The sequence below is a fragment of the Thiobacillus sp. genome (genome assembly GCF_018780105.1).
GTDB lineage: Bacteria > Pseudomonadota > Gammaproteobacteria > Burkholderiales > Thiobacillaceae > Thiobacillus.
The window spans coordinates 298,132-315,367 of the sequence record NZ_JADMKC010000018.1; the positions used below are offsets into that span (position 1 = coordinate 298,132).

18 protein-coding genes are annotated in these 17,236 nt (G+C 63.0%); 4 read left to right on the top strand and 14 right to left on the bottom strand.

Annotated elements, in window-relative coordinates; all coding sequences use genetic code 11:
• Position 1: 1 nt before the first annotated feature.
• From IV098_RS11670 to flgB, 13 genes are all read right to left on the bottom strand, one after another.
• Positions 2 to 505, bottom strand: a complete 504-nt coding sequence (locus tag IV098_RS11670; RefSeq protein WP_296889294.1) for a chemotaxis protein CheW — start codon at positions 503 to 505, stop codon at positions 2 to 4.
• A 62-nt stretch (positions 506 to 567) separates the two neighbouring features.
• Positions 568 to 2,583, bottom strand: coding sequence for a chemotaxis protein CheA (gene cheA, locus IV098_RS11675; RefSeq protein WP_296889296.1), 2,016 nt, complete (start codon positions 2,581 to 2,583; stop codon positions 568 to 570).
• A gap of 269 nt (positions 2,584 to 2,852) precedes the next feature.
• On the bottom strand, positions 2,853 to 3,752 hold the full coding sequence (gene flgL / locus IV098_RS11680; protein WP_296889298.1) for a flagellar hook-associated protein FlgL: 900 nt from the start codon (positions 3,750 to 3,752) through the stop codon (positions 2,853 to 2,855).
• Positions 3,753 to 3,765: 13 nt separating this feature from the next.
• On the bottom strand, positions 3,766 to 5,400 hold the full coding sequence (gene flgK / locus IV098_RS11685; RefSeq protein ID WP_296889300.1) for a flagellar hook-associated protein FlgK: 1,635 nt from the start codon (positions 5,398 to 5,400) through the stop codon (positions 3,766 to 3,768).
• 95 nt (positions 5,401 to 5,495) lie between these two features.
• Positions 5,496 to 6,449 (bottom strand): flagellar assembly peptidoglycan hydrolase FlgJ, encoded by a 954-nt coding sequence (flgJ, locus tag IV098_RS11690; RefSeq protein WP_296889301.1) that lies wholly within the window; start codon positions 6,447 to 6,449, stop codon positions 5,496 to 5,498.
• 250 nt (positions 6,450 to 6,699) lie between these two features.
• On the bottom strand, positions 6,700 to 7,815 hold the full coding sequence (locus tag IV098_RS11695; RefSeq protein ID WP_296889303.1) for a flagellar basal body P-ring protein FlgI: 1,116 nt from the start codon (positions 7,813 to 7,815) through the stop codon (positions 6,700 to 6,702).
• A 12-nt stretch (positions 7,816 to 7,827) separates the two neighbouring features.
• Entirely contained in the window at positions 7,828 to 8,556 is a 729-nt protein-coding gene (locus IV098_RS11700) for a flagellar basal body L-ring protein FlgH (RefSeq protein ID WP_296889304.1), read from the bottom strand.
• Between the two features lie 8 nt (positions 8,557 to 8,564).
• A complete protein-coding gene (gene flgG / locus IV098_RS11705; protein WP_296889305.1) occupies positions 8,565 to 9,347 on the bottom strand; it encodes a flagellar basal-body rod protein FlgG in 783 nt (260 codons plus the stop codon).
• A 27-nt stretch (positions 9,348 to 9,374) separates the two neighbouring features.
• Complete coding sequence (flgF, locus tag IV098_RS11710; protein ID WP_296889307.1) at positions 9,375 to 10,115, bottom strand: flagellar basal-body rod protein FlgF; 741 nt, start codon at positions 10,113 to 10,115, stop codon at positions 9,375 to 9,377.
• 37 nt (positions 10,116 to 10,152) lie between these two features.
• A complete protein-coding gene (flgE, locus tag IV098_RS11715) occupies positions 10,153 to 11,370 on the bottom strand; it encodes a flagellar hook protein FlgE (protein WP_296889309.1) in 1,218 nt (405 codons plus the stop codon).
• 72 nt (positions 11,371 to 11,442) lie between these two features.
• Positions 11,443 to 12,108: a flagellar hook assembly protein FlgD gene (locus IV098_RS11720; RefSeq protein WP_296889311.1), complete on the bottom strand. Its 666-nt coding sequence runs from the start codon at positions 12,106 to 12,108 to the stop codon at positions 11,443 to 11,445.
• 15 nt (positions 12,109 to 12,123) lie between these two features.
• Positions 12,124 to 12,528 (bottom strand): flagellar basal body rod protein FlgC, encoded by a 405-nt coding sequence (gene flgC / locus IV098_RS11725; RefSeq protein WP_296889312.1) that lies wholly within the window; start codon positions 12,526 to 12,528, stop codon positions 12,124 to 12,126.
• Positions 12,529 to 12,539: 11 nt separating this feature from the next.
• Positions 12,540 to 12,947 (bottom strand): flagellar basal body rod protein FlgB, encoded by a 408-nt coding sequence (gene flgB / locus IV098_RS11730; protein WP_296889314.1) that lies wholly within the window; start codon positions 12,945 to 12,947, stop codon positions 12,540 to 12,542.
• A gap of 184 nt (positions 12,948 to 13,131) precedes the next feature.
• Between flgB and flgA the strand changes: the two genes are divergently transcribed.
• The 3 genes from flgA (at position 13,132) to IV098_RS11745 (ending at position 14,716) form a co-directional block, all read left to right on the top strand.
• Entirely contained in the window at positions 13,132 to 13,836 is a 705-nt protein-coding gene (gene flgA, locus IV098_RS11735; RefSeq protein ID WP_296889315.1) for a flagellar basal body P-ring formation chaperone FlgA, read from the top strand.
• Positions 13,837 to 13,947: 111 nt separating this feature from the next.
• The gene (gene flgM / locus IV098_RS11740; protein WP_296889317.1) at positions 13,948 to 14,241 is read left to right on the top strand and encodes a flagellar biosynthesis anti-sigma factor FlgM; all 294 of its coding nucleotides are present in this window, start codon (positions 13,948 to 13,950) and stop codon (positions 14,239 to 14,241) included.
• Positions 14,228 to 14,716 carry a flagella synthesis protein FlgN gene (locus tag IV098_RS11745; RefSeq protein WP_296889319.1) on the top strand — a complete coding sequence of 163 codons (489 nt, stop codon included), beginning with the start codon at positions 14,228 to 14,230 and terminating at the stop codon, positions 14,714 to 14,716. Before flgM ends, IV098_RS11745 begins: the two co-directional genes overlap by 14 nt.
• 4 nt (positions 14,717 to 14,720) lie before the next feature.
• Here the strand turns inward: IV098_RS11745 and mnmC are convergent, their stop codons facing one another.
• Positions 14,721 to 16,535 (bottom strand): bifunctional tRNA (5-methylaminomethyl-2-thiouridine)(34)-methyltransferase MnmD/FAD-dependent 5-carboxymethylaminomethyl-2-thiouridine(34) oxidoreductase MnmC, encoded by a 1,815-nt coding sequence (gene mnmC, locus IV098_RS11750; protein ID WP_296889320.1) that lies wholly within the window; start codon positions 16,533 to 16,535, stop codon positions 14,721 to 14,723.
• A 43-nt stretch (positions 16,536 to 16,578) separates the two neighbouring features.
• Here mnmC and IV098_RS11755 point away from each other — a divergent pair.
• On the top strand, positions 16,579 to 17,236 hold a 658-nt coding region (locus IV098_RS11755; RefSeq protein ID WP_296889322.1), incomplete at its 3' end, for an efflux RND transporter periplasmic adaptor subunit.

The window sequence follows — 17,236 nt, forward strand, 5'->3', positions numbered from 1 at the left end:
CTCATGACGCAGCGGGGTCGAACAAGCCCATATCGGAACTGGACATCAGCTTGTCGATATCCACCAGGATCAGCATGCGGTCGCCCAGAGTGCCCAGGCCGATCAGGAAATCGCTGTCGAACGATGTGCTGATGTCGGGTGCGGGCTTGAGTTGCTCGGCCGACAGCGTGGTGACATCGGAGACGCTGTCGACCACCATGCCGACCACGCGGCCGCCCAGATTGAGAATGATCACGACCGTGAGCTGGTCATAGGTGGGTTCGCCCAAACCGAGTTTGATGCGCATGTCCACGATCGGCACGATGGTGCCGCGCAGGTTGACCACGCCCTTGATGAACGCGGGGGCGTTGGCAATCCGGGTAACCGGTTCGTAGCCGCGAATTTCCTGCACGCGCAGGATATTGATGCCGTACTCCTCACCGCCGAGAGTGAAGGCGAGAAACTCGTCCACCCCGCCCTTTTCGGACGTGTTCAGGCTGGTCTGGGTTTGCGTGGTGTAGCTCATGGGGTCGATCCTTGTCTGATCTTTAAGGTGTCGGGTCTTGAATTCGGTCGGCTGTGGAAGCCTTAGCGCAGGAGTGCGGAGACATCGAGAATCAGCGACACGCCGCCGTCACCCAGAATGGTGGCGCCCGAGATGCCCGGCACTTTGCGGAAATTGGATTCCAGGTTCTTGACCACGACCTGCTGCTGCCCGACCAGACCGTCGACCAGCAAGGCGGCCTTTTTGCCGTCGGCCTCGAGGATGACGATGATTCCATTCGCCGGATTGACGTGCTGGGGTTCGATATCGAACAGTTCGAACAGCATGATCAGCGGCAGGTACTCTTCGCGCACCTTGACCACCTTGCCCTGCCCGGCAATTTCCTTGACGTCGATCGCCTCCGGTTGCAGGGATTCGACGACGTAACCCAGTGGCAGGATGTAGACCTCTTCGCCGACCTTGACCGACATGCCGTCCAGGATTGCCAGCGTCAGCGGCAGGGAAATCGAAATGGTGCTGCCAGAGCCGGGCGTCGAACGAATTTCGACGGTGCCGCCCATCGCGGAAATATTACGCTTGACCACGTCCATGCCGACGCCGCGTCCTGATACGTCAGTGACGATTTCCGCGGTCGAGAATCCAGGGGCGAAAATCAGCTGCCACACGTCGTTGTCCGGCATGGATTCCGACACGTTCAAGCCCTGCTGCATCGCCTTGGCCAGGATGCGCTCGCGGTTGAGGCCGCCGCCATCGTCGGTCACTTCAATCACGATATTGCCGCCCTGATGCGCGGCGGACAGGGTCAGCTTGCCGGTTTCGCTCTTGCCGGCGGTGCGGCGCTTGTCGGGCATTTCAATGCCGTGATCCACGCTGTTGCGCACCAGGTGCGTCAGTGGATCGACGATACGTTCGATCAGGCCCTTGTCGAGCTCGGTGGCGGCGCCGCGCGTGATGATCTCGACCTTCTTGCCGAGCTTGGTCGCCAGGTCGCGCACCATGCGCGGGAAGCGCGAGAACACGTAATCCATCGGCATCATGCGGATCGACATCACGGCTTCCTGCAGGTCGCGCGTGTTGCGTGCCAGCTGGTTTGCGCTGTTGAGCAAACGCTCGTGGATCAACGGGTCCAGCGCCAGAATGCGCTGCTCGATCATGGCCTGCGTGATCACCAGCTCGCCCACCAGATTGATCAACTGGTCGACTTTTTCGACTCCCACACGGATCGACGAGGATTCCTGCGAACTGGCGTCCTTGTCGGTGGCGCGCCGCCCCGGATTGCGGGCCTCGGTTGGCAAGCTGGCAGCAGGCGCTGCGGGTACGGCTTCCACTGCAGGTGCTGTTTCCACAGCTGGCGCCACCTCGGCTGCGGCCGCAACGGGTGCGCTGGCTGGCGCCGCTGCTGCGGCATGGGTGATTTTCAGATCATCGGGATCGAGCACAAACGAACAGATCGCGACGATGTCGTCCTGGCTCTCGCGGGTCACCAGTGTAAAGACCGCGCGTTTATCGGCCAGTACTTCCTGGGTGATCGTACCCAGCAAGCCCAACTCGGTCGCCAACGCATCCACATCGCGCTGCGGCACATCGGGCAGCTCGATGCGAATGTGGAAATTGCCATCAGCATCGGCTGCGGGCGGGATATCGGCTGGCGGGGCTTCAATGGCCGCCGGCGCGGGTACGGGCGCCGCAGCCGGGGCCGCTACCGCGGCCGTTCCGTTCGACAGAGCGGCGAGTCGCGTGCTGACGCTGGCAACGGCGGGTTCGTCAACCGCTGTGCCATGGTGATGGCCGCCCATCAGCATGGTCAGGACATCCTTCGACACCAGGAAAGCGTCCACATGATCGGGCGTCAAAGCCATCTCGCCCTTGCGGATCCGGTCCAGCAAGGACTCCAGGGTATGGGTCACTTCGGTGATGTCGCTGAATCCGAAGGTAGCTGCGCCGCCCTTGATGGAATGGGCTGCGCGAAAGATTGCATTGAGGTCTTCGCTATCCGGATCGGTTACGTCGATAGCCAGCAGCAGTTTCTCCATTTCCGCGAGCAGCTCATCTGCCTCGTCGAAAAAAACCTGGTAAAACTGGCTCATATCAATCGTCATGTTCGAACTCCGTTATATGCGCGATGCATTTTCTTGGTTTTGTTTGGCAACCTGCTGCCCGATCTTCCCTATCAGGCATGCAAGGCTGAATCAGCAAACTTGATAGTCAGGCTTTATATCGGCAGGCGTTCGGAATTCTTCATGCCGGATCACGCAAATAACGCGTAACAGGCATGATTTTTGTTTGGTGACGCTTGAAATGCAGAAAGCCGGCAATCGCCCCTGTGGGCGCCTCCGGCTAATTGATCCAGCCCGCCCGATGCAGGGGATTACATGAAGTTGAAGAGCGAGAGGCTGGAGGTTTTCGCAAACGTTTTCTGCGTGGCCTCGAGCGCAACCTGCTGCTGCGTAAGCTGGGTGATGGCCTGGGTGTAATCGAGATCCTGCAGTTCGGACAAAAGCTGCTTGTATTGCAGATCGCGGTCCGATCCCACGTTGTCGAGCGCTTCGAGTTCCTGCAGATTGGCGCCCACCGAGGCGCGCACGGTCAGCACCCGATCCAGCGCAATATCCATATCGGCGTCGGCGCTATCCAGGCCGACGGTCAGGCCGGCGGTACCCGGCGTGTTCAGCAGGGTAACGAGATCGGTCAGCGTGGCAAAAATGTCCTGTCCGCCTGACTGGAACACGATCGAACCGGGGGTGCTGACTGCCATCTGGCGGGTAGCATCGACCTGTATCTTCTGCTGGCCGAGGTCGCCCTGATAGTTCGCACCGGTGGCCGTCTGGACAAATGGCTGGGTATGGCTCTGAAAGCCTGAAAACACGTAATTACCAGCGGAATCGCGGGTGTTGGCCAAACCCAGCAGCTGCTGCAGCCGGCCATCCAGTTCGCTCGCCATGAAGGCGCGTTCGCTATCGCCCAGTTTGACGTTGCGTGCCGTGGTAATGGTTTCCTTGATGGTCTGCATGAGCTCGGTCACGCCACCCAAGGTGACTTCCACCTGCGACAGATTGTTCGTTGCGTATTGGCGATTGACGCCGTATTGCTTGTTGACCGTTTGCGATTGCGTGACGTCGAGGACGCGGGTTGCGGCAATCGGATCGTCCGACGGGCTCAGGATGCGGCGGCCACTGGCGATCTGTTCCTGGGTTTTTTGCAGCCGGCTCTGCAGGTCTACCAGGCGGGTGGAGCCGATTTCGAACATCTGCTGGGTGCTGATACGCATGGTGGACTACTCCTTATCGGCCAATCGAGAGCAACACGTCAAACAACTCGCTGGCAATCTGCATTACCTTGCCGGCAGCCTGGTAAGCCTGCTGGTAACGCAACAGGTTGGCTGCTTCCTCGTCGAGGTTGACGCCCGACTCGTTCTGCAGGGTGAGGGTCGCCTCGGTGAGCATCTTTGCGGCGGCGCTGCTGGTCACATCCAGTTCGCGGGTTTTGTTGCCCACCTGGCTCACCAGCTGCGAATAGGCATCCTGATACGTGAGGGTGCTGTTACCCAGGATGCGGCTTGTTTGCAGTCCGGCCAGCAGCAGGGCATTGCTGTTGTCGCCCACGGCGCCGGCCACACCGGCAGCGGCAAGCTTGGCCGGATCGGTAATGGCCACGCCAAAACCGGATGCGCCGTTGACAGTGGGGCGAATCAGGAAACTGTCGCCTGCGGCAGCCGCGCCCGATGCCAGGCTCAGCGTCACCCCGTCTACGGTCTGCGGGAAACTGGCGAAAGTGGTGGCCGTGTTGTCGGACAGACGCGTCACGGTGTAGTTGGTGCCATCGTATTGCAGGCGGTAGTCGCTGGTGGTCAGCGCAGTGGGACTGCTGATGGCGGCGCCGATCACGGCATTGCCGGTATTGCTGCCATGCTCGCCCACTACCGGAGCGCCTGCCGTGAAGAAGGCATTGCCGGTCGAGCCGTCAAGTCCGTATCCGCTCTGATGCTGGGCATTGAAAGTGGCGGCCAGGCCGATGGCCACCCGGCCCAGCGCGTTCTGCGCCTGCTCCAGCGACTGGGTACGGAAATCCAGCAGCCCGCCCAGCTCGCCGCCGGACAGTGCCGATTGCGCCAGAGGAACCAGGTTGCCATTGCTGGCGCGGAAGGCGACTTCGATCTTTTCCGGGTTGGTCGGAGAGGCCACGTTGACGAGCATGCTCGATGTCGTTCCCACGACCAGCGGCTGGCCATTGCCGATGAACACGTTGTATTCACTGCCCTGCTCGACGACCGTCACCTTGATCTGCTTGTTCAGTTCCAGCAGCAGTTGATCGCGCTGGTCGAGCAGATCGTTGGGCGGCTGGCCGCTTGCACGCTCGGCCTTGCCGATCGCATCGTTCAGCAGGGCAATTTGCGAGCCCAGGGTATTGATATCGGAGACGCTGGACTGGATCTGCCCATTCAGGCTGCGCTCGATCTCTTCGAGGCGTCCGCTCAGGCTTTGAAAACGGGTTGCCAGCGATTCTGCAGTCGACAAGGCCGATTGCCGCGCCGGGATGGACGTCGGGCTGGTTGAAACGTCCTGCAAACCCGCGAAAAACTCCTGCATGGCTGTCGACAGGCCGGTCGTCGGATCGGCCAACAGATTGTCGATCTGCCGGATCTGGGCGTAATAGCTGTCGAGCCCGCTTTTCGTGGTTTGCGCGGTCTGGACCTGATTGCCCAGAAATTCGTTGTATACGCGCGTGACCGAGGAGACATCGACGCCCTGACCGAGAAAACCAAAGCCGAAGTTTTGCGCCTGGGCGGCCCCCTGCACGACGATTTGCCGGTTGTAGCCGGGCGTTGCGGCATTCGCGATGTTATGGCCTGTCGTGTTGATCCCTACCTGCGCGGCGGCGAGTGCACTTTGTCCAATACTGAGAATGCTGGTTGCCATTTGACTATGCCCGGGTGGATTTCGAGGGGGGCGGATGTTCGCTCAATTGAGGAATCGGCCGGTTTGGCCATAACTTAAATGCCAGGTTCAATTATTTATCCGGTTTCGACCAGCCGGATCACGCCCATCAGCTTCTGGGCGTACTTTGGATCGGTGGCATAGCCGGCCTGCTGCAGGCCCTGGGCGAACCCGGCCGCGTCATGTCCGGCTGCGACCACATGCTGATAGCGGGCATTGCCGCCCAGCAGTTTGGCGTAATCGCGGAACGAATCGGCATAGGAATCATAGGCGCGGAACGTGTCGACCTGCTTCTGCGGCTTGCCGTTCACATATTCAGTGGTGACGATGTCGACGGTACGCCCGGTCCAGCTTCCGCCGGCCTTGATGCCGAACAGGTTATGGCTGTTCTGGCCGTCGGCGCCGCGGATCTCCGCCTTGCCCCAGCCGGTTTCGAGTGCCGCCTGTCCCATCATGAACTGGGCGGGAATCCCGCTGCTGGCGCTGGCGGCCTGGGCATGCGGCAGCATGCGCTGCACAAAGGACTCAACATGAGCGGGCGCGTCGCCCTTGCGCGGGCTGGCCGCAGGGGCAACCAGCGCGGCAGGCTGAACCAGTCCGTTCAGGGACAGGGCCGCTTCTGGCTCAGCCGCCTCTGCCCGGGCTGCATTGAATTCAAGATTTTGCCGGGGCGCCAGTTCCAGGCCCGCAGGCGTGCGCGCGCGCGCCGCTTCGCCTACAGGCGGCTGCGAGGTGCGCGACAACTGGCGCACCATCACGTCGGCCAGACCGATTCCGCGGCTGGCAAGTTGCTGGGTGAGCTGCTGATCGAGCATCGAGGTGTACATGCGGGTCTGCTCGTTATCGAACATGCCCTCCTTCGGCGTGGCCTCGCGCATGCTTTTCATCAGCATGTTCATGAACACGGCCTCGAACTGCTGCGCAGTGGCTTTCAACGCCTCGGGCGAGTTCTGCGCCGCACTGGTCTTGAGCTTGGCGAGGCTGTTGGCGTCAATCGCCAGCCCGGCAGACATGTCCGTATTGATGGCCATGGGAGGATTCCTTAAACCTAGAAACCGCAGTTGGACGCGCCCGAGGGTGCGTCTGATCGGGTGTCTGCCGCGAAGCAACGACGCTGCGGGCCGGGGCCCGCAAGGAGGCGCGACAACGGTAGGCGCACGAGCAGGCGTGCCATCGGGCGTGTAGCGGACTCACCCAGAAGGTGAACGTGATCGAAGGCAAAAAATCCAGTATTCATGCGGCATTCCTCAAGGTGACAAGCGGTCAACTGCGGTTTTTAGGTTAAATCACTTCGAGCTCGGCGTGCAGCGCGCCCGATGCCTTGAGCGCCTGCAGGATCGCCAGCAGGTCCTGCGGCGTGGCGCCGATCGAGTTGAGCGCCTTCACCACCTCGGCCAACGATGCGCTGGGTCTGACCAGCATGACTTCGCCTTCCTTGGCCGTGATCTCGATCTGCGACTCCTGCGTCACCACGGTTTGTCCCTTGGAGAACGCCTCCGGCTGACTCACGTTCGACGTGGTGCTGATGACCACCGACAGATTGCCGTGCGACACCGCACTACGATCGAGCGTCACCGCCTGATTCATCACCACGGAGCCGGTGCGTGCATTGATGATGACCTTGGCCATCGACTGCGCCGGGCTGACATTCAGGCTTTCGACTTCGCCCAGGAACGCAACCCGTTCGTTTTCGCCGGCCGGAGTGCGCACCTCGATCACGCGGCCGTTGACGGCGCGCGCTGTTCCATTGCCGAAACGCTTGTTCACCACTTCGACCACCCGGCTGGCCGTCTGGAAATCACTCTGCCGCAGCTCCAGATTGAGATTGCCCGATGCCCCCAGCGTGGTGGCGACCGTACGCTCGACCGTAGCGCCGGCCGGGATGCGGCCTACGCCCAGATGGTTGATCTGCGCCTTGCTGCCGCTGGCTGCCGCACCCGCGCCGCTGACCGCCAGACTGCCTTGCGCCATCGCATACACCTGCCCGTCTGCGCCTTTCAGCGGCATCATCACCAGCGTGCCGCCGCGCAGGCTTTTGGCATTGCCGATCGACGACACGGTGACATCGATGTTCTGCCCGATCTGGGCAAAAGCAGGCAGGTCGGCCGTGACCATGACCGCAGCAATATTCTTGAGCTGCATCTTGGGACCCGAACCCGGCGGCAGGTTGACGCCCATTTGGGTCAGCATGTTGAAAATGCTCTGTGTGGTGAAAGGCGTTTGCGTGGTCTGGTCGCCGGTCCCGTCCAGGCCCACCACCAGGCCATACCCCACCAGCTGGTTGGTGCGAACGCCCTGGAACGAGGCCAGGTCCTTGATGCGATCGGCATGAACGATGCCGGGCAGGCCCAGCGCCGCGAGCAGACCGGTCAGGAGAAACAGGCGTGAAAGTGTCATGTCGAGCCCCGTTTACAAGGGTAGGAAGCTATAGAAGAAACGCGCCAGCCAGCTCGTAAGCTCAGCCGCGTCGTACTTGGCAGTGGTGCGATATTCGAGGCGCGCGTCCGCCACTTTGGTCGACGACACGATATTGCCCAGCTGGATGTCGTCGGGATTCACGACGCCGGAGAAGCGGATGAACTCCACCCCCTTGTCGAGCGCGATCTGCTTCTCGCCGGAGACCACCAGATTGCCGTTGCTCAGCACATTGGTCACGGTCACGGAGATGCTGGCATTGAAGGTGTTGCCGGAGCTCAGTGCGGACTTGTCGGCATACTCACCCGAGTTCTCCGACACCACGTTCGCGTCCTGGAATTTATCCAGCAAGGTGCTCAGCAAAGGGAGGCCGGCCGTGGCGCTGACCAGGGCATCGACCGCACCGGACTTCGAGGCGCTGGACGATCCGGTCGAGCCTGCCGACGATTTTTCGTTGATGGTGATCGTCAACACGTCGCCGATCAGGCGCGCGCGGCGGTCCTCGAACATGGGCCGGTAGGTGGCGACCTGATAGATCGAACCGTTGCTGGCCGCCTTGTACTCCTGCGGTGGCAGCGGCAGGGACGTGCTCGGCTGCTGGATGATGCTGCTGGGCGTGGTGCCGCAGGCCGCCAGCATCGTTGCCAGCGCACAGGCGGCAACCCGCCCGTTCAGGCCCGCTGCAAGCTGTTTCATCCATCGGTTGAGGCGCGGCGTGTTCATGGCCAATCTCACATCTGGGTCAGGCGCTGCAACATTTCGTCGGATGTCGTGATCGCCTTGCTGTTGATTTCGTAGGCGCGCTGGGTCTGGATCATGTTGACCAGTTCTTCCACCACGTTGACGTTCGAGGTTTCGATATAGCCCTGGTTCAGGGTACCCGCGCCATTGCTGCCCGGCGTATTGGTGTTCGGGGTGCCCGATGCGGCGGTTTCGGCATACAGGTTCTGGCCCAGGCTCTGCAGGCCGGCCGGGTTGATGAAGGTTGCCAGCTGCAGATTGCCGACCGTCACCGGCGTGGACGAGCCGGCCTGCGTGATCGACACCGTGCCATCCATCGCGATGGTCAGGCTTTGCGTATCGGCCGGCAGGGTAATCGCGGGCTGAACCGCATAGCCGCTGGCCGTCACCAGCTGGCCATTGGAATCGACCTGGAACGAACCGTCGCGGGTATAGGAAGTGGTGCCGTCCGGCATCAGCACCTGGAAGAAGCCCTGCCCCTGGATCGCCACGTCCTTGGCGTTTCCGGTCTGCTGCAGATTGCCCTGGGTGAAGATGCGCTCGGTCGCCACCGGTTTTACCCCGGTGCCGAGCTGCAGGCCAGACGGCAACTGGGTCTGCTCGGACGACTGCGCACCCGGCTGGCGGATGGTCTGATAGAGCAGATCCTCGAACACGGCACGCGCGCGTTTGAAGCCCGCCGTGGAAACGTTGGCAAGGTTGTTGGAGATCACGTCCATCTGCGTTTGCTGCGCATCCAGACCTGTCTTGGAAATCCATAGTGAGCGAATCATGTCGGCTCCTTCAGTCAGTCAAAGTGTTCAATTCGTCGCCAGCAGCTGGCTGGCCTTGCTGTCGTTGCTTTCCGCGCGTTCCAGCAGCTTGATCTGCATGTCGAACTGGCGCGCCAGCGAAATCATGTCGACCATCGCATCGACCACATTGACGTTGCTGGTTTCCAGCGCACCGCTGATCAGCGAGACCGCCGGGTCGACGGCAGCCGACTCGCCGCTTTTCATGCGGAACAGGCCGTCGTCGCCGCGCACCAGATCGGTTGCGGCCGGATTCACCAACTTGAGGCGCCCGATGGTGGTCAGACCGATGGGATCGGAACCGTCTGGCAGCAGGGAAATCGTGCCGTCGGCCGCTACCGCGAGGTTGCGGCCGGGCGGCAACGTCAGAGGCCCGCTGTCGCTTTGCACCGTGAGTCCGTCACGTGTCTGCAACAGGCCATTTTCATCCATCTTCAGGCTGCCGTTGCGGGTGTAAGCCTCGCTGCCGTCCGGGGCCTCCACCACCAGCCAGCCCTCGCCCTGCACCGCTACATCCAGCTCGCGCCCGGTGTGCTGGATCGCGCCCGAGCCGAAATCGCTGCCGGTGGAGGAGTCGACGACGAAAGTACGCGTGGGCAGGATCGCCCCCTGAACGGGCACCGCACGGAACTGGTCGATCTGCGCACGAAAACCGGTCGTGTTCGCATTCGCCAGGTTGTGCGATGTCGTCGCCTGCTGTTCGAGCGTGTGTTTCGCGCCCGTCATCGCAGTGTAGATAAGACGATCCATGATGGCTCCTCAGTAGTCAGCCGCGTGGTTCAGGCGCTTACAGGTTGACCAGGGTCTGCAGGATTTCATCCTGCGCCTGGATCGTCTGCGCGTTGGCCTGATACATGCGCTGCGCGGTGATCATGTTGACCAGTTCGGCGGTGAGGTCGACGTTGGAATCTTCCACCGCCCGCGACTGCAGCACGCCCAGACTGCCCGAATCCGGCGCACCCACCAGCGGCACGCCGGAGGTCGCAGTTTCGACCCACTGGTTGTTGCCCATCGGCTGCAGGCCGTTCGGATTGGCAAAACCCGCCAGTACCACCTGACCCAGCACGGCCGTCTGGCCGTTGGTATAGCGGCCCAGCACGATGCCGTCGGAGGACAGGTCGAACCCGGCCAGCCGCCCGGAGGTAAAGCCATCCTGGTCCAGCGAGTTCACGCTGAAATTGGCGCCAAACTGGGTGGTGCCGGTGAAGTCGACGGCAATCGGAAATGGATTGGTCGCGCCGGGCGCGGTGGCCGGCACGTTGATCGGCGCCAGCGGCATCGCGGTGGTCAGCACGCCGCTGGTGTTGAAGGTGAGGTTGGCAAACGGCGCCGCGCCGATCTGCACGCCGTCATTGGCAGCGTAGACATCCCAGCCCGCAGCGCGCTTGACGTAAAACATCTGCAGGGTCTGGTCGTTGCCCAGGCTGTCGTAGACCGTCACCGCAGTCGAGTTGGTGAAGGTAGTCGGATCGGCAATATTGAATGCAGGCAATGCCGGAATGACCGGACTGCCCGAGTCCAGATTGAGCACCGCATTCACTTCGCTGGTGATCAGGGGGGCCAGGTCGGAAGTCGAAATGCTGAGGGGCGCAGGTGCGCCGGTCGACAACACGCCGCTGGCGTTGGCCGTATAGCCCGTCAGCTTGGAGCCGCTTGGATTGACGATGAAGCCGAGCTTGTCGAGCTGGAACTGGCCGTTGCGCTGGTAAGTGACCTCGCCGCCGTTGTCCATGCGGAAAAAACCGTTGCCGTTGATCGCAATGTCGAGCGGATTGCTGGTCGAGGTGATGTTGCCCTGGGTGAACTGCTGCGAGACCTGCGCCACTTTCACGCCGATGCCCACCTGCGAGCCGCCCGAGCCGGACAGCGAATTGGCGTAGAGGTCGGCAAATACGGCCTGCGACTGCTTGAAACCCACGGTGCTGGCATTGGCAACGTTGTTGCCCACCACGTCCAGGTTCTTGGATGCGGCGTTCAATCCGCTCAAACCTTGCTGAAAACTCATGATCTGCTCCTTTTGATTGTGTCGACTGCTTGATTCGCTTTACTTACGCACGGTCCGGATGGGGTATCCGGTTTAAAAAATCTGTCTGATCTCGGCATAGCTCACGCTCTCGTTGTCCGCCAGATTCAGCTTCACGCCCTCGCTGCTCTGCGACACGCTGGTCACGCCGCTCAGATACAGGGCTGTGTTGCTGACTTTCTGGCCGCTCTGGGTGGCGTCGACCTGGAAGCTGTACTTGCCCGCAGGCGCCGTACTGCCATTGCTGGTCAGGCCATCCCACGCCACCACGTTGATACCTTCCTCGCGCGAGCCGAGGTTGAGCTTGCGAACCTCATTGCCCGCCGCATCCAGAATGCTGATGCTGACCGAGTCGGCCGGGCGCGACAGCTCGAAGCCCATCACGTCCTGCTGCAGTGACGGATTGAGCGTGTTGCCGGGCACCAGCACCCCATGGCCGATCAGGTTGGCGGCTTCCGACATCTGGCCGACGCCCATGCTGGCCGCGAGCGATTGCAGCGTGGCGTTCATGTTCTCGATCCCCTGCACGGTCGACAGCTGGGCCAGCTGGCTGGTCACCTGGGCGTTGTCGAGCGGATTCAGCGGATCCTGGTTTTTCATCTGCGCCACCAGCAGGCTGAGGAAACGATCCTCGGTTTCCTTCGTGCTGTTCTTTGCCTGGGTTGCCGAGCCGGCGCCGAACAGGCTGCTGACGCTCGTGGTGTCTTGTACGGTGCTCATGAGGGCTCCTTAAAATTAATTGCCGATGTTCAGGGTCTTGAGCAGCAGGGACTTGGTGGTGCTCATCATGTCCGCATTGGACTGGTAGGAACGCGAGGCGGAAATCATGTTGACCATTTCTTCCACCACATTGACGTTGGGCATGCTCACGTAGCCCTTGTCGTCCGCGAGCGGGTTTTTCGGGTCGTACACCAGCTTCATCGGCGACGGATCCTCGATCACCGCCGCTACGTTCACGCCGGTCGCGCCGCCCTCGCCCATCGGCGTCGCGGCAAACACCACCTGCTTGGCCTTGTAGGGCTCGCCGTTGGCGCTCACCGCGCTGTCGGCGTTGGCCAGATTGCTGGCGACGACGTTAAGCCGCTGCGACTGGGCGTTCATGGCCGAACCGGCCACGTTGAAAATATTGAATAAAGACATTCAGTGCCTCCTCACCCCTGGATACTGGTCAACATGCTTTTGATTTGACTGGTGATCCGGGTTAGATTGAATTCATACTGCACGGCGTTCTCGGCAAAGGCGGCGCGCTCGGCGTCGATGTCCACGGTATTGCCGTCCACGCTGCCTTGCGCCGGGGTGCGGTAGAGCAAGCCGCCGTTGCCCGACAACCCGGCCTTGCCGGCCAGATGACCGGGCGACGTGGTCGCCAGCGTCACCCCGCCCGCAGCGGGTGATCCGCTCAGCGCGCCTTGCAGCGCAGCCTTGAAGTCCAGATCGCGCGCCTTGTAGTTGGGCGTGTCCGCGTTGGCGATGTTGGACGCCAGCACCTGCTGGCGCTGGTCGCGTACACGCAGCGCCTGCTGGTGGAAACTCAATAACTGATCTACGCCGTTCGACATCTTCGTCACCTCTTTGCCTTGCCGCCGTCGCTGCAAAGCCCTTTTTGCGATGACTGCATCCTAGGTGCGCCTCTGTCAATTCAATCGCAGGAGAAACGGCAGAAAGACCGCCTTATTCGGCTCTTGAAATGCGGCTCGCCTTCCTACACTGGCACTGTGTAAAAGTCTGATGCCAGGAGCCGACATGTCACATTCACCGTTACAAGCCATCCGCAGCGCAGCCGGGCAGATCGCACTCGCCTGCCTGTGCCTGTCCGGCGCGGCGCACGCGGCAGATTCGAGCCCGGCTGCCCTGCAGGCGCACGCCGAGCATTTCCTGAAAATGCAGGCCGCGGGCCTGCCCGGCAAGCTCAGCGTCAGCGTCAAGCCGCCGCGCAGCACGCCGGACGCCTGCGACGCGCTGGAGGCCTTCCAGCCGCCCGGCAGCCGCCGCATCGGCAAAACCACCGTAGGGGTGCGCTGTCTGGCGCCGTCGACGTGGACGGTCTATCTGCCGGCACAGATCAAACTGATCGGCAGTTATGTGGCGACCACCCAGGCGCTGCCGGCGAACCACGTGCTGACCCTGAGCGATCTGATGCTGCGCGAAGGCGATCTCGGACAACTGACCAGCGACGTGGCCAGCGATATCGAGGCCATCGTGGGCTACCGCACGGTATCCGGACTGGCGGCCAACGCGCCCTTGCGTTCCGGGCTGCTGCGTTCGCCGCTGGTGGTGCAGCAGGGGCAAACCACCCGCATCGTGATGAACGGCCCGGGGTTTTCCGTGCAAAGCGAAGGTATGGCGCTGGCCAATGCCAGCAAGGGCGAGCGGGTGCGGATCAAGACCGCCTCCGGGCAGGTGGTGAGCGGCATCGCCCATGACGGCCAGCAAGTCGTCGTCTACTGATTCCCCTTTCAGGATGGCCCCCCTTCAGGATGGTTTGCAAACTGACGTTACTGATGTAGCTTAAGGGTGTGCTGTCGTTTCACCCTGCCCGTTCAGTTACAGGAAATCGCCATGAAAATTGATCCCAGCCTGAAACTTACCCCGCCCATCTCGGGCGATGCCCGTCCCGCGCAAACCCAGGTCAATCAACGTGCCCAGCCCGACCAGACCGAGGTGAAACTGAGCGCGCGCGCCTCCGAACTGGCCCAAATGGAGTCCCAGCTGGCATCCATTCCGATGGTAGATCGCGCACGGGTGGAAAGCATCAAGGAAACCATCGCCAGCGGGCAATATGCGATCAACAGCGGCAACATCGCCAGCAGCCTGCTCGATTCCGTGAAAGAAATGCTCCATGCCGCCAAGTGAAGCCGCCAGCATCCCGGCCCCACTCGGCCGGCTGGCCGCGGAATGCGCAGCCTGGCAGGCGATGCTCAATGTCATGGGCGAGGAAGAACAGGCGCTGATCAAGGGCGAGGCCGATCACCTGTCACGCCTGAACGCTTCCAAACTGGCGCAACTGAACACCCTGAACAATCTGGCGAACGCACGCCACGAAATCCTGCGGGCGGCCGGTCTCAGCGCCGACCACGTCGGCATGAACACCTGGCTGAGCCAGCACGGCCAGCCCGAACACCGCAGCCAATGGCAGCAGCTGTGCCAGATGGAACAACAGGCGCAGGCCATGAACCTGCGCATCGGCAAACTGATCGAAATGCGCCTCGCCAGCACCCGCCAGGCGCTGAATGTGCTGATCCACGCCACCACCACCCAGGGTGGGCTGTACGACCAAGCGGGGCAGTCGGTCGCCGCGCATACCGGCAAACCCCTCACCGCCGCCTGATCACTTACCGGCTGTAACGGTCCGGTGCGATCGCCTGCATCAGTTCGGCCTCCAGCGGACACGGCTGCCCCGTGATCCGGTCCGCCAGCGCCTCTCCCAACAAACCCGCCCACACCATGCCCCGCGAGGCATAGCCCGCCGCAACATACAGTCCGGCCTGCCCTGAGATCGCGCCCAGCAGCGGCAGGCGGTCCGGCATGGTGGCGCGCAGCGAAGCGCGCCCGCTAAGTTCGTCCACCGGGACACACGCGCGCACGCCCGGCAGGATCGCTTCCAGGCGCTCCAGATTCAGCAGATCGCTCTCGCGCCGCGGCGCGACGTCAGGATCATTGTTTTCATAGGTCGCCCCGATGACTGGCTGCGCCCCGCCCGGTGCGATATACCCCTCGCGCGCGATGACGCGGCGGATCTGCGGCAGGCAACCCGGCGGCAGACGCGTCACCTGGCCGCGCACGGTTTCCAGCGGCCAATCGGCATCGGCCAGCCGTAGCGCGTCGAAGGCATTCGCCAGCACCACCGCGTCGGCCGTAGCCAGCACCTGCCGATCCTCCGCCTGTACCTGCCAGCCGCCGGCCTCTGCCTGCACGCGTGCAACGACACAGCCGGTGCGCAAGCGGATGGCGGGATGATCCAGCCAGGCGCGGCACAAACTGTCCGGTTCCACCCAGCCCGCACCCGGGTAGAACACGCCGGGCGCATCCACCGGCCAGTTCGCCAGCTCGCGCGCCTCGTCGCGCTCCACCCAGCGCGCATATTCAGCGGGCGGCCGGGTTTCGGCCAGGGCCAGCTGTTGTTTCACGGCCACGTCGGCATCGCGCGCCAGATGCAGGACGCCGCAGGCCGACCAGGCCAGCCTGTCGCCGAGCGCAGGCCACGCGCGCATCGCATGCAGAAAGGCCGCCCGCGTGAAACGTGTCGAGCGGTTGTCGTCGCGTGAAATCACCGGGCGAAATACCGCCACCGGATTGCCCGACGCCGCCTGCGCCGGCGCATCGGCGCGTTCCAGCACGGTGACGGCGACGCCGCGCTGCGCCAGCGCGTGCGCCACCGCCGCACCCGCCACGCCAGCGCCAATGACCACGACGTGGCGCGGCGCCGCACTATCCCCTCGCACCAGGCTACCGGAAAAACGCGCGGCCACGCTGGCGGGCGTGTTGCCAGCGCCCGGACGCACGTCACAGGAAAAGCCAGCGCGTTCCAGCCCCAGTCGCACCGCTGCCACCGCCGTGCGGCTGGCTACCCGCGCACCGGGCCGGGCCAGCCGCGCCAGGGTATAAAACAGCTTGGGCTGCCACATATCGGGATTACGGGCAGGGTCGAAGCCATCCAGATATATCGCATCGACCCCGGCCTGCAGTTGGGGCAGGCAATCGCGCACGTCGCCCAGCATCAGCGTCAGTTGCACGTGCCCGCCGTCGAGCGCGATGCGATGAAACCCCGGCATCGGTAACGGCCAGTTCGCCAGCAGTTCGCGCGACAGCAGTGCGAATTCCGGCCACTGCGCATGCAGGATCGCCAGATCGGCCGCGCGGAACGGGTGTTTTTCGATGGACAGAAAATGCAGCCGGGCCGGGCGCGCCGGATCGCTGCGCCAGGCCGCCCAGGTGGCCAGAAAATTCAAGCCACTGCCAAAACCCGTTTCCAGAACCGTGAAATGCGGACGCCTGGCCCAGGCCTGCGGCACACCGCAGCCCTTCAGGAACAGGGCGTGCGCCTGTGCTGCGGCATCGGCGGCCGGGTAATACTGATCGTCGTACAGCGCGGAATACGCCACACCGTTCCTGAATTCGAGCGTGGCGGGAAGGAGTGTCTTCGGCATGGCCGGATGGTACATTGGCTCTGTTCCGTACCGCTTGCCTGCCATGCCCAAACTTCAATCCCTGTTGCGTCTGGCCTTGATCCTGCTGATCCTTGCCGCGCTGGCCTACGCCGGCTGGCACTTCACCCGACCGCAGCCGCCGGAAGTCGAACTGGCGACCGTGGCACGCGGCACGGTGGAGTCCACTGTGGTCAACACCCGCGCCGGCACCATCAAGGCCTGCCGCCGCGCCAAACTGGCGCCGGTGTCGGGTGGACAGATCGTCAAGCTGTGGGTGAAGGAAGGCGAACGCGTGAAAGCCGGACAGCCGCTGCTGGAACTGTGGAACCGCGACCTCGCCGCGCAGCGCGAATTGGCCAGCCGCCAGCTGACCACCAGCGAACAGCGCCACCGCGAAGCCTGCATCATGGCCGACACCGCCCGCCGCGACGCCGAGCGCACCGAACAACTGGCCGCAAAAGGTTTCGTCAGCCCGCAGCGCGGCGAGGATGCGCGCGCCGAAGCACGCGCGCGCCAGGCCAACTGCGACGCGCTCGCCGCCGACGTCAAGCGCGCGCAGGCGCAGATCCGCGTGACGCAGGCGGGGATCGAACGCACTACGCTGCATGCGCCGTTCGCCGGCATCGTGGCGAAAGTCACCGGCGAAGTCGGCGAGTACACCACGCCCTCGCCGCCCGGCATTCCCACCCCGCCCGCGGTCG

Coding starts and splice junctions, on each gene's coding strand:
- IV098_RS11670 (WP_296889294.1), bottom strand. CDS start 505: ATGAGCTACACCACGCAAACCCAGACCAGCCTGAACACGTCCGAAAAG.
- cheA (WP_296889296.1), bottom strand. CDS start 2,583: ATGACGATTGATATGAGCCAGTTTTACCAGGTTTTTTTCGACGAGGCA.
- flgL (WP_296889298.1), bottom strand. CDS start 3,752: ATGCGTATCAGCACCCAGCAGATGTTCGAAATCGGCTCCACCCGCCTG.
- flgK (WP_296889300.1), bottom strand. CDS start 5,400: ATGGCAACCAGCATTCTCAGTATTGGACAAAGTGCACTCGCCGCCGCG.
- flgJ (WP_296889301.1), bottom strand. CDS start 6,449: ATGGCCATCAATACGGACATGTCTGCCGGGCTGGCGATTGACGCCAAC.
- IV098_RS11695 (WP_296889303.1), bottom strand. CDS start 7,815: ATGACACTTTCACGCCTGTTTCTCCTGACCGGTCTGCTCGCGGCGCTG.
- IV098_RS11700 (WP_296889304.1), bottom strand. CDS start 8,556: ATGAACACGCCGCGCCTCAACCGATGGATGAAACAGCTTGCAGCGGGC.
- flgG (WP_296889305.1), bottom strand. CDS start 9,347: ATGATTCGCTCACTATGGATTTCCAAGACAGGTCTGGATGCGCAGCAA.
- flgF (WP_296889307.1), bottom strand. CDS start 10,115: ATGGATCGTCTTATCTACACTGCGATGACGGGCGCGAAACACACGCTC.
- flgE (WP_296889309.1), bottom strand. CDS start 11,370: ATGAGTTTTCAGCAAGGTTTGAGCGGATTGAACGCCGCATCCAAGAAC.
- IV098_RS11720 (WP_296889311.1), bottom strand. CDS start 12,108: ATGAGCACCGTACAAGACACCACGAGCGTCAGCAGCCTGTTCGGCGCC.
- flgC (WP_296889312.1), bottom strand. CDS start 12,528: ATGTCTTTATTCAATATTTTCAACGTGGCCGGTTCGGCCATGAACGCC.
- flgB (WP_296889314.1), bottom strand. CDS start 12,947: ATGTCGAACGGCGTAGATCAGTTATTGAGTTTCCACCAGCAGGCGCTG.
- flgA (WP_296889315.1), top strand. CDS start 13,132: ATGTCACATTCACCGTTACAAGCCATCCGCAGCGCAGCCGGGCAGATC.
- flgM (WP_296889317.1), top strand. CDS start 13,948: ATGAAAATTGATCCCAGCCTGAAACTTACCCCGCCCATCTCGGGCGAT.
- IV098_RS11745 (WP_296889319.1), top strand. CDS start 14,228: ATGCCGCCAAGTGAAGCCGCCAGCATCCCGGCCCCACTCGGCCGGCTG.
- mnmC (WP_296889320.1), bottom strand. CDS start 16,535: ATGCCGAAGACACTCCTTCCCGCCACGCTCGAATTCAGGAACGGTGTG.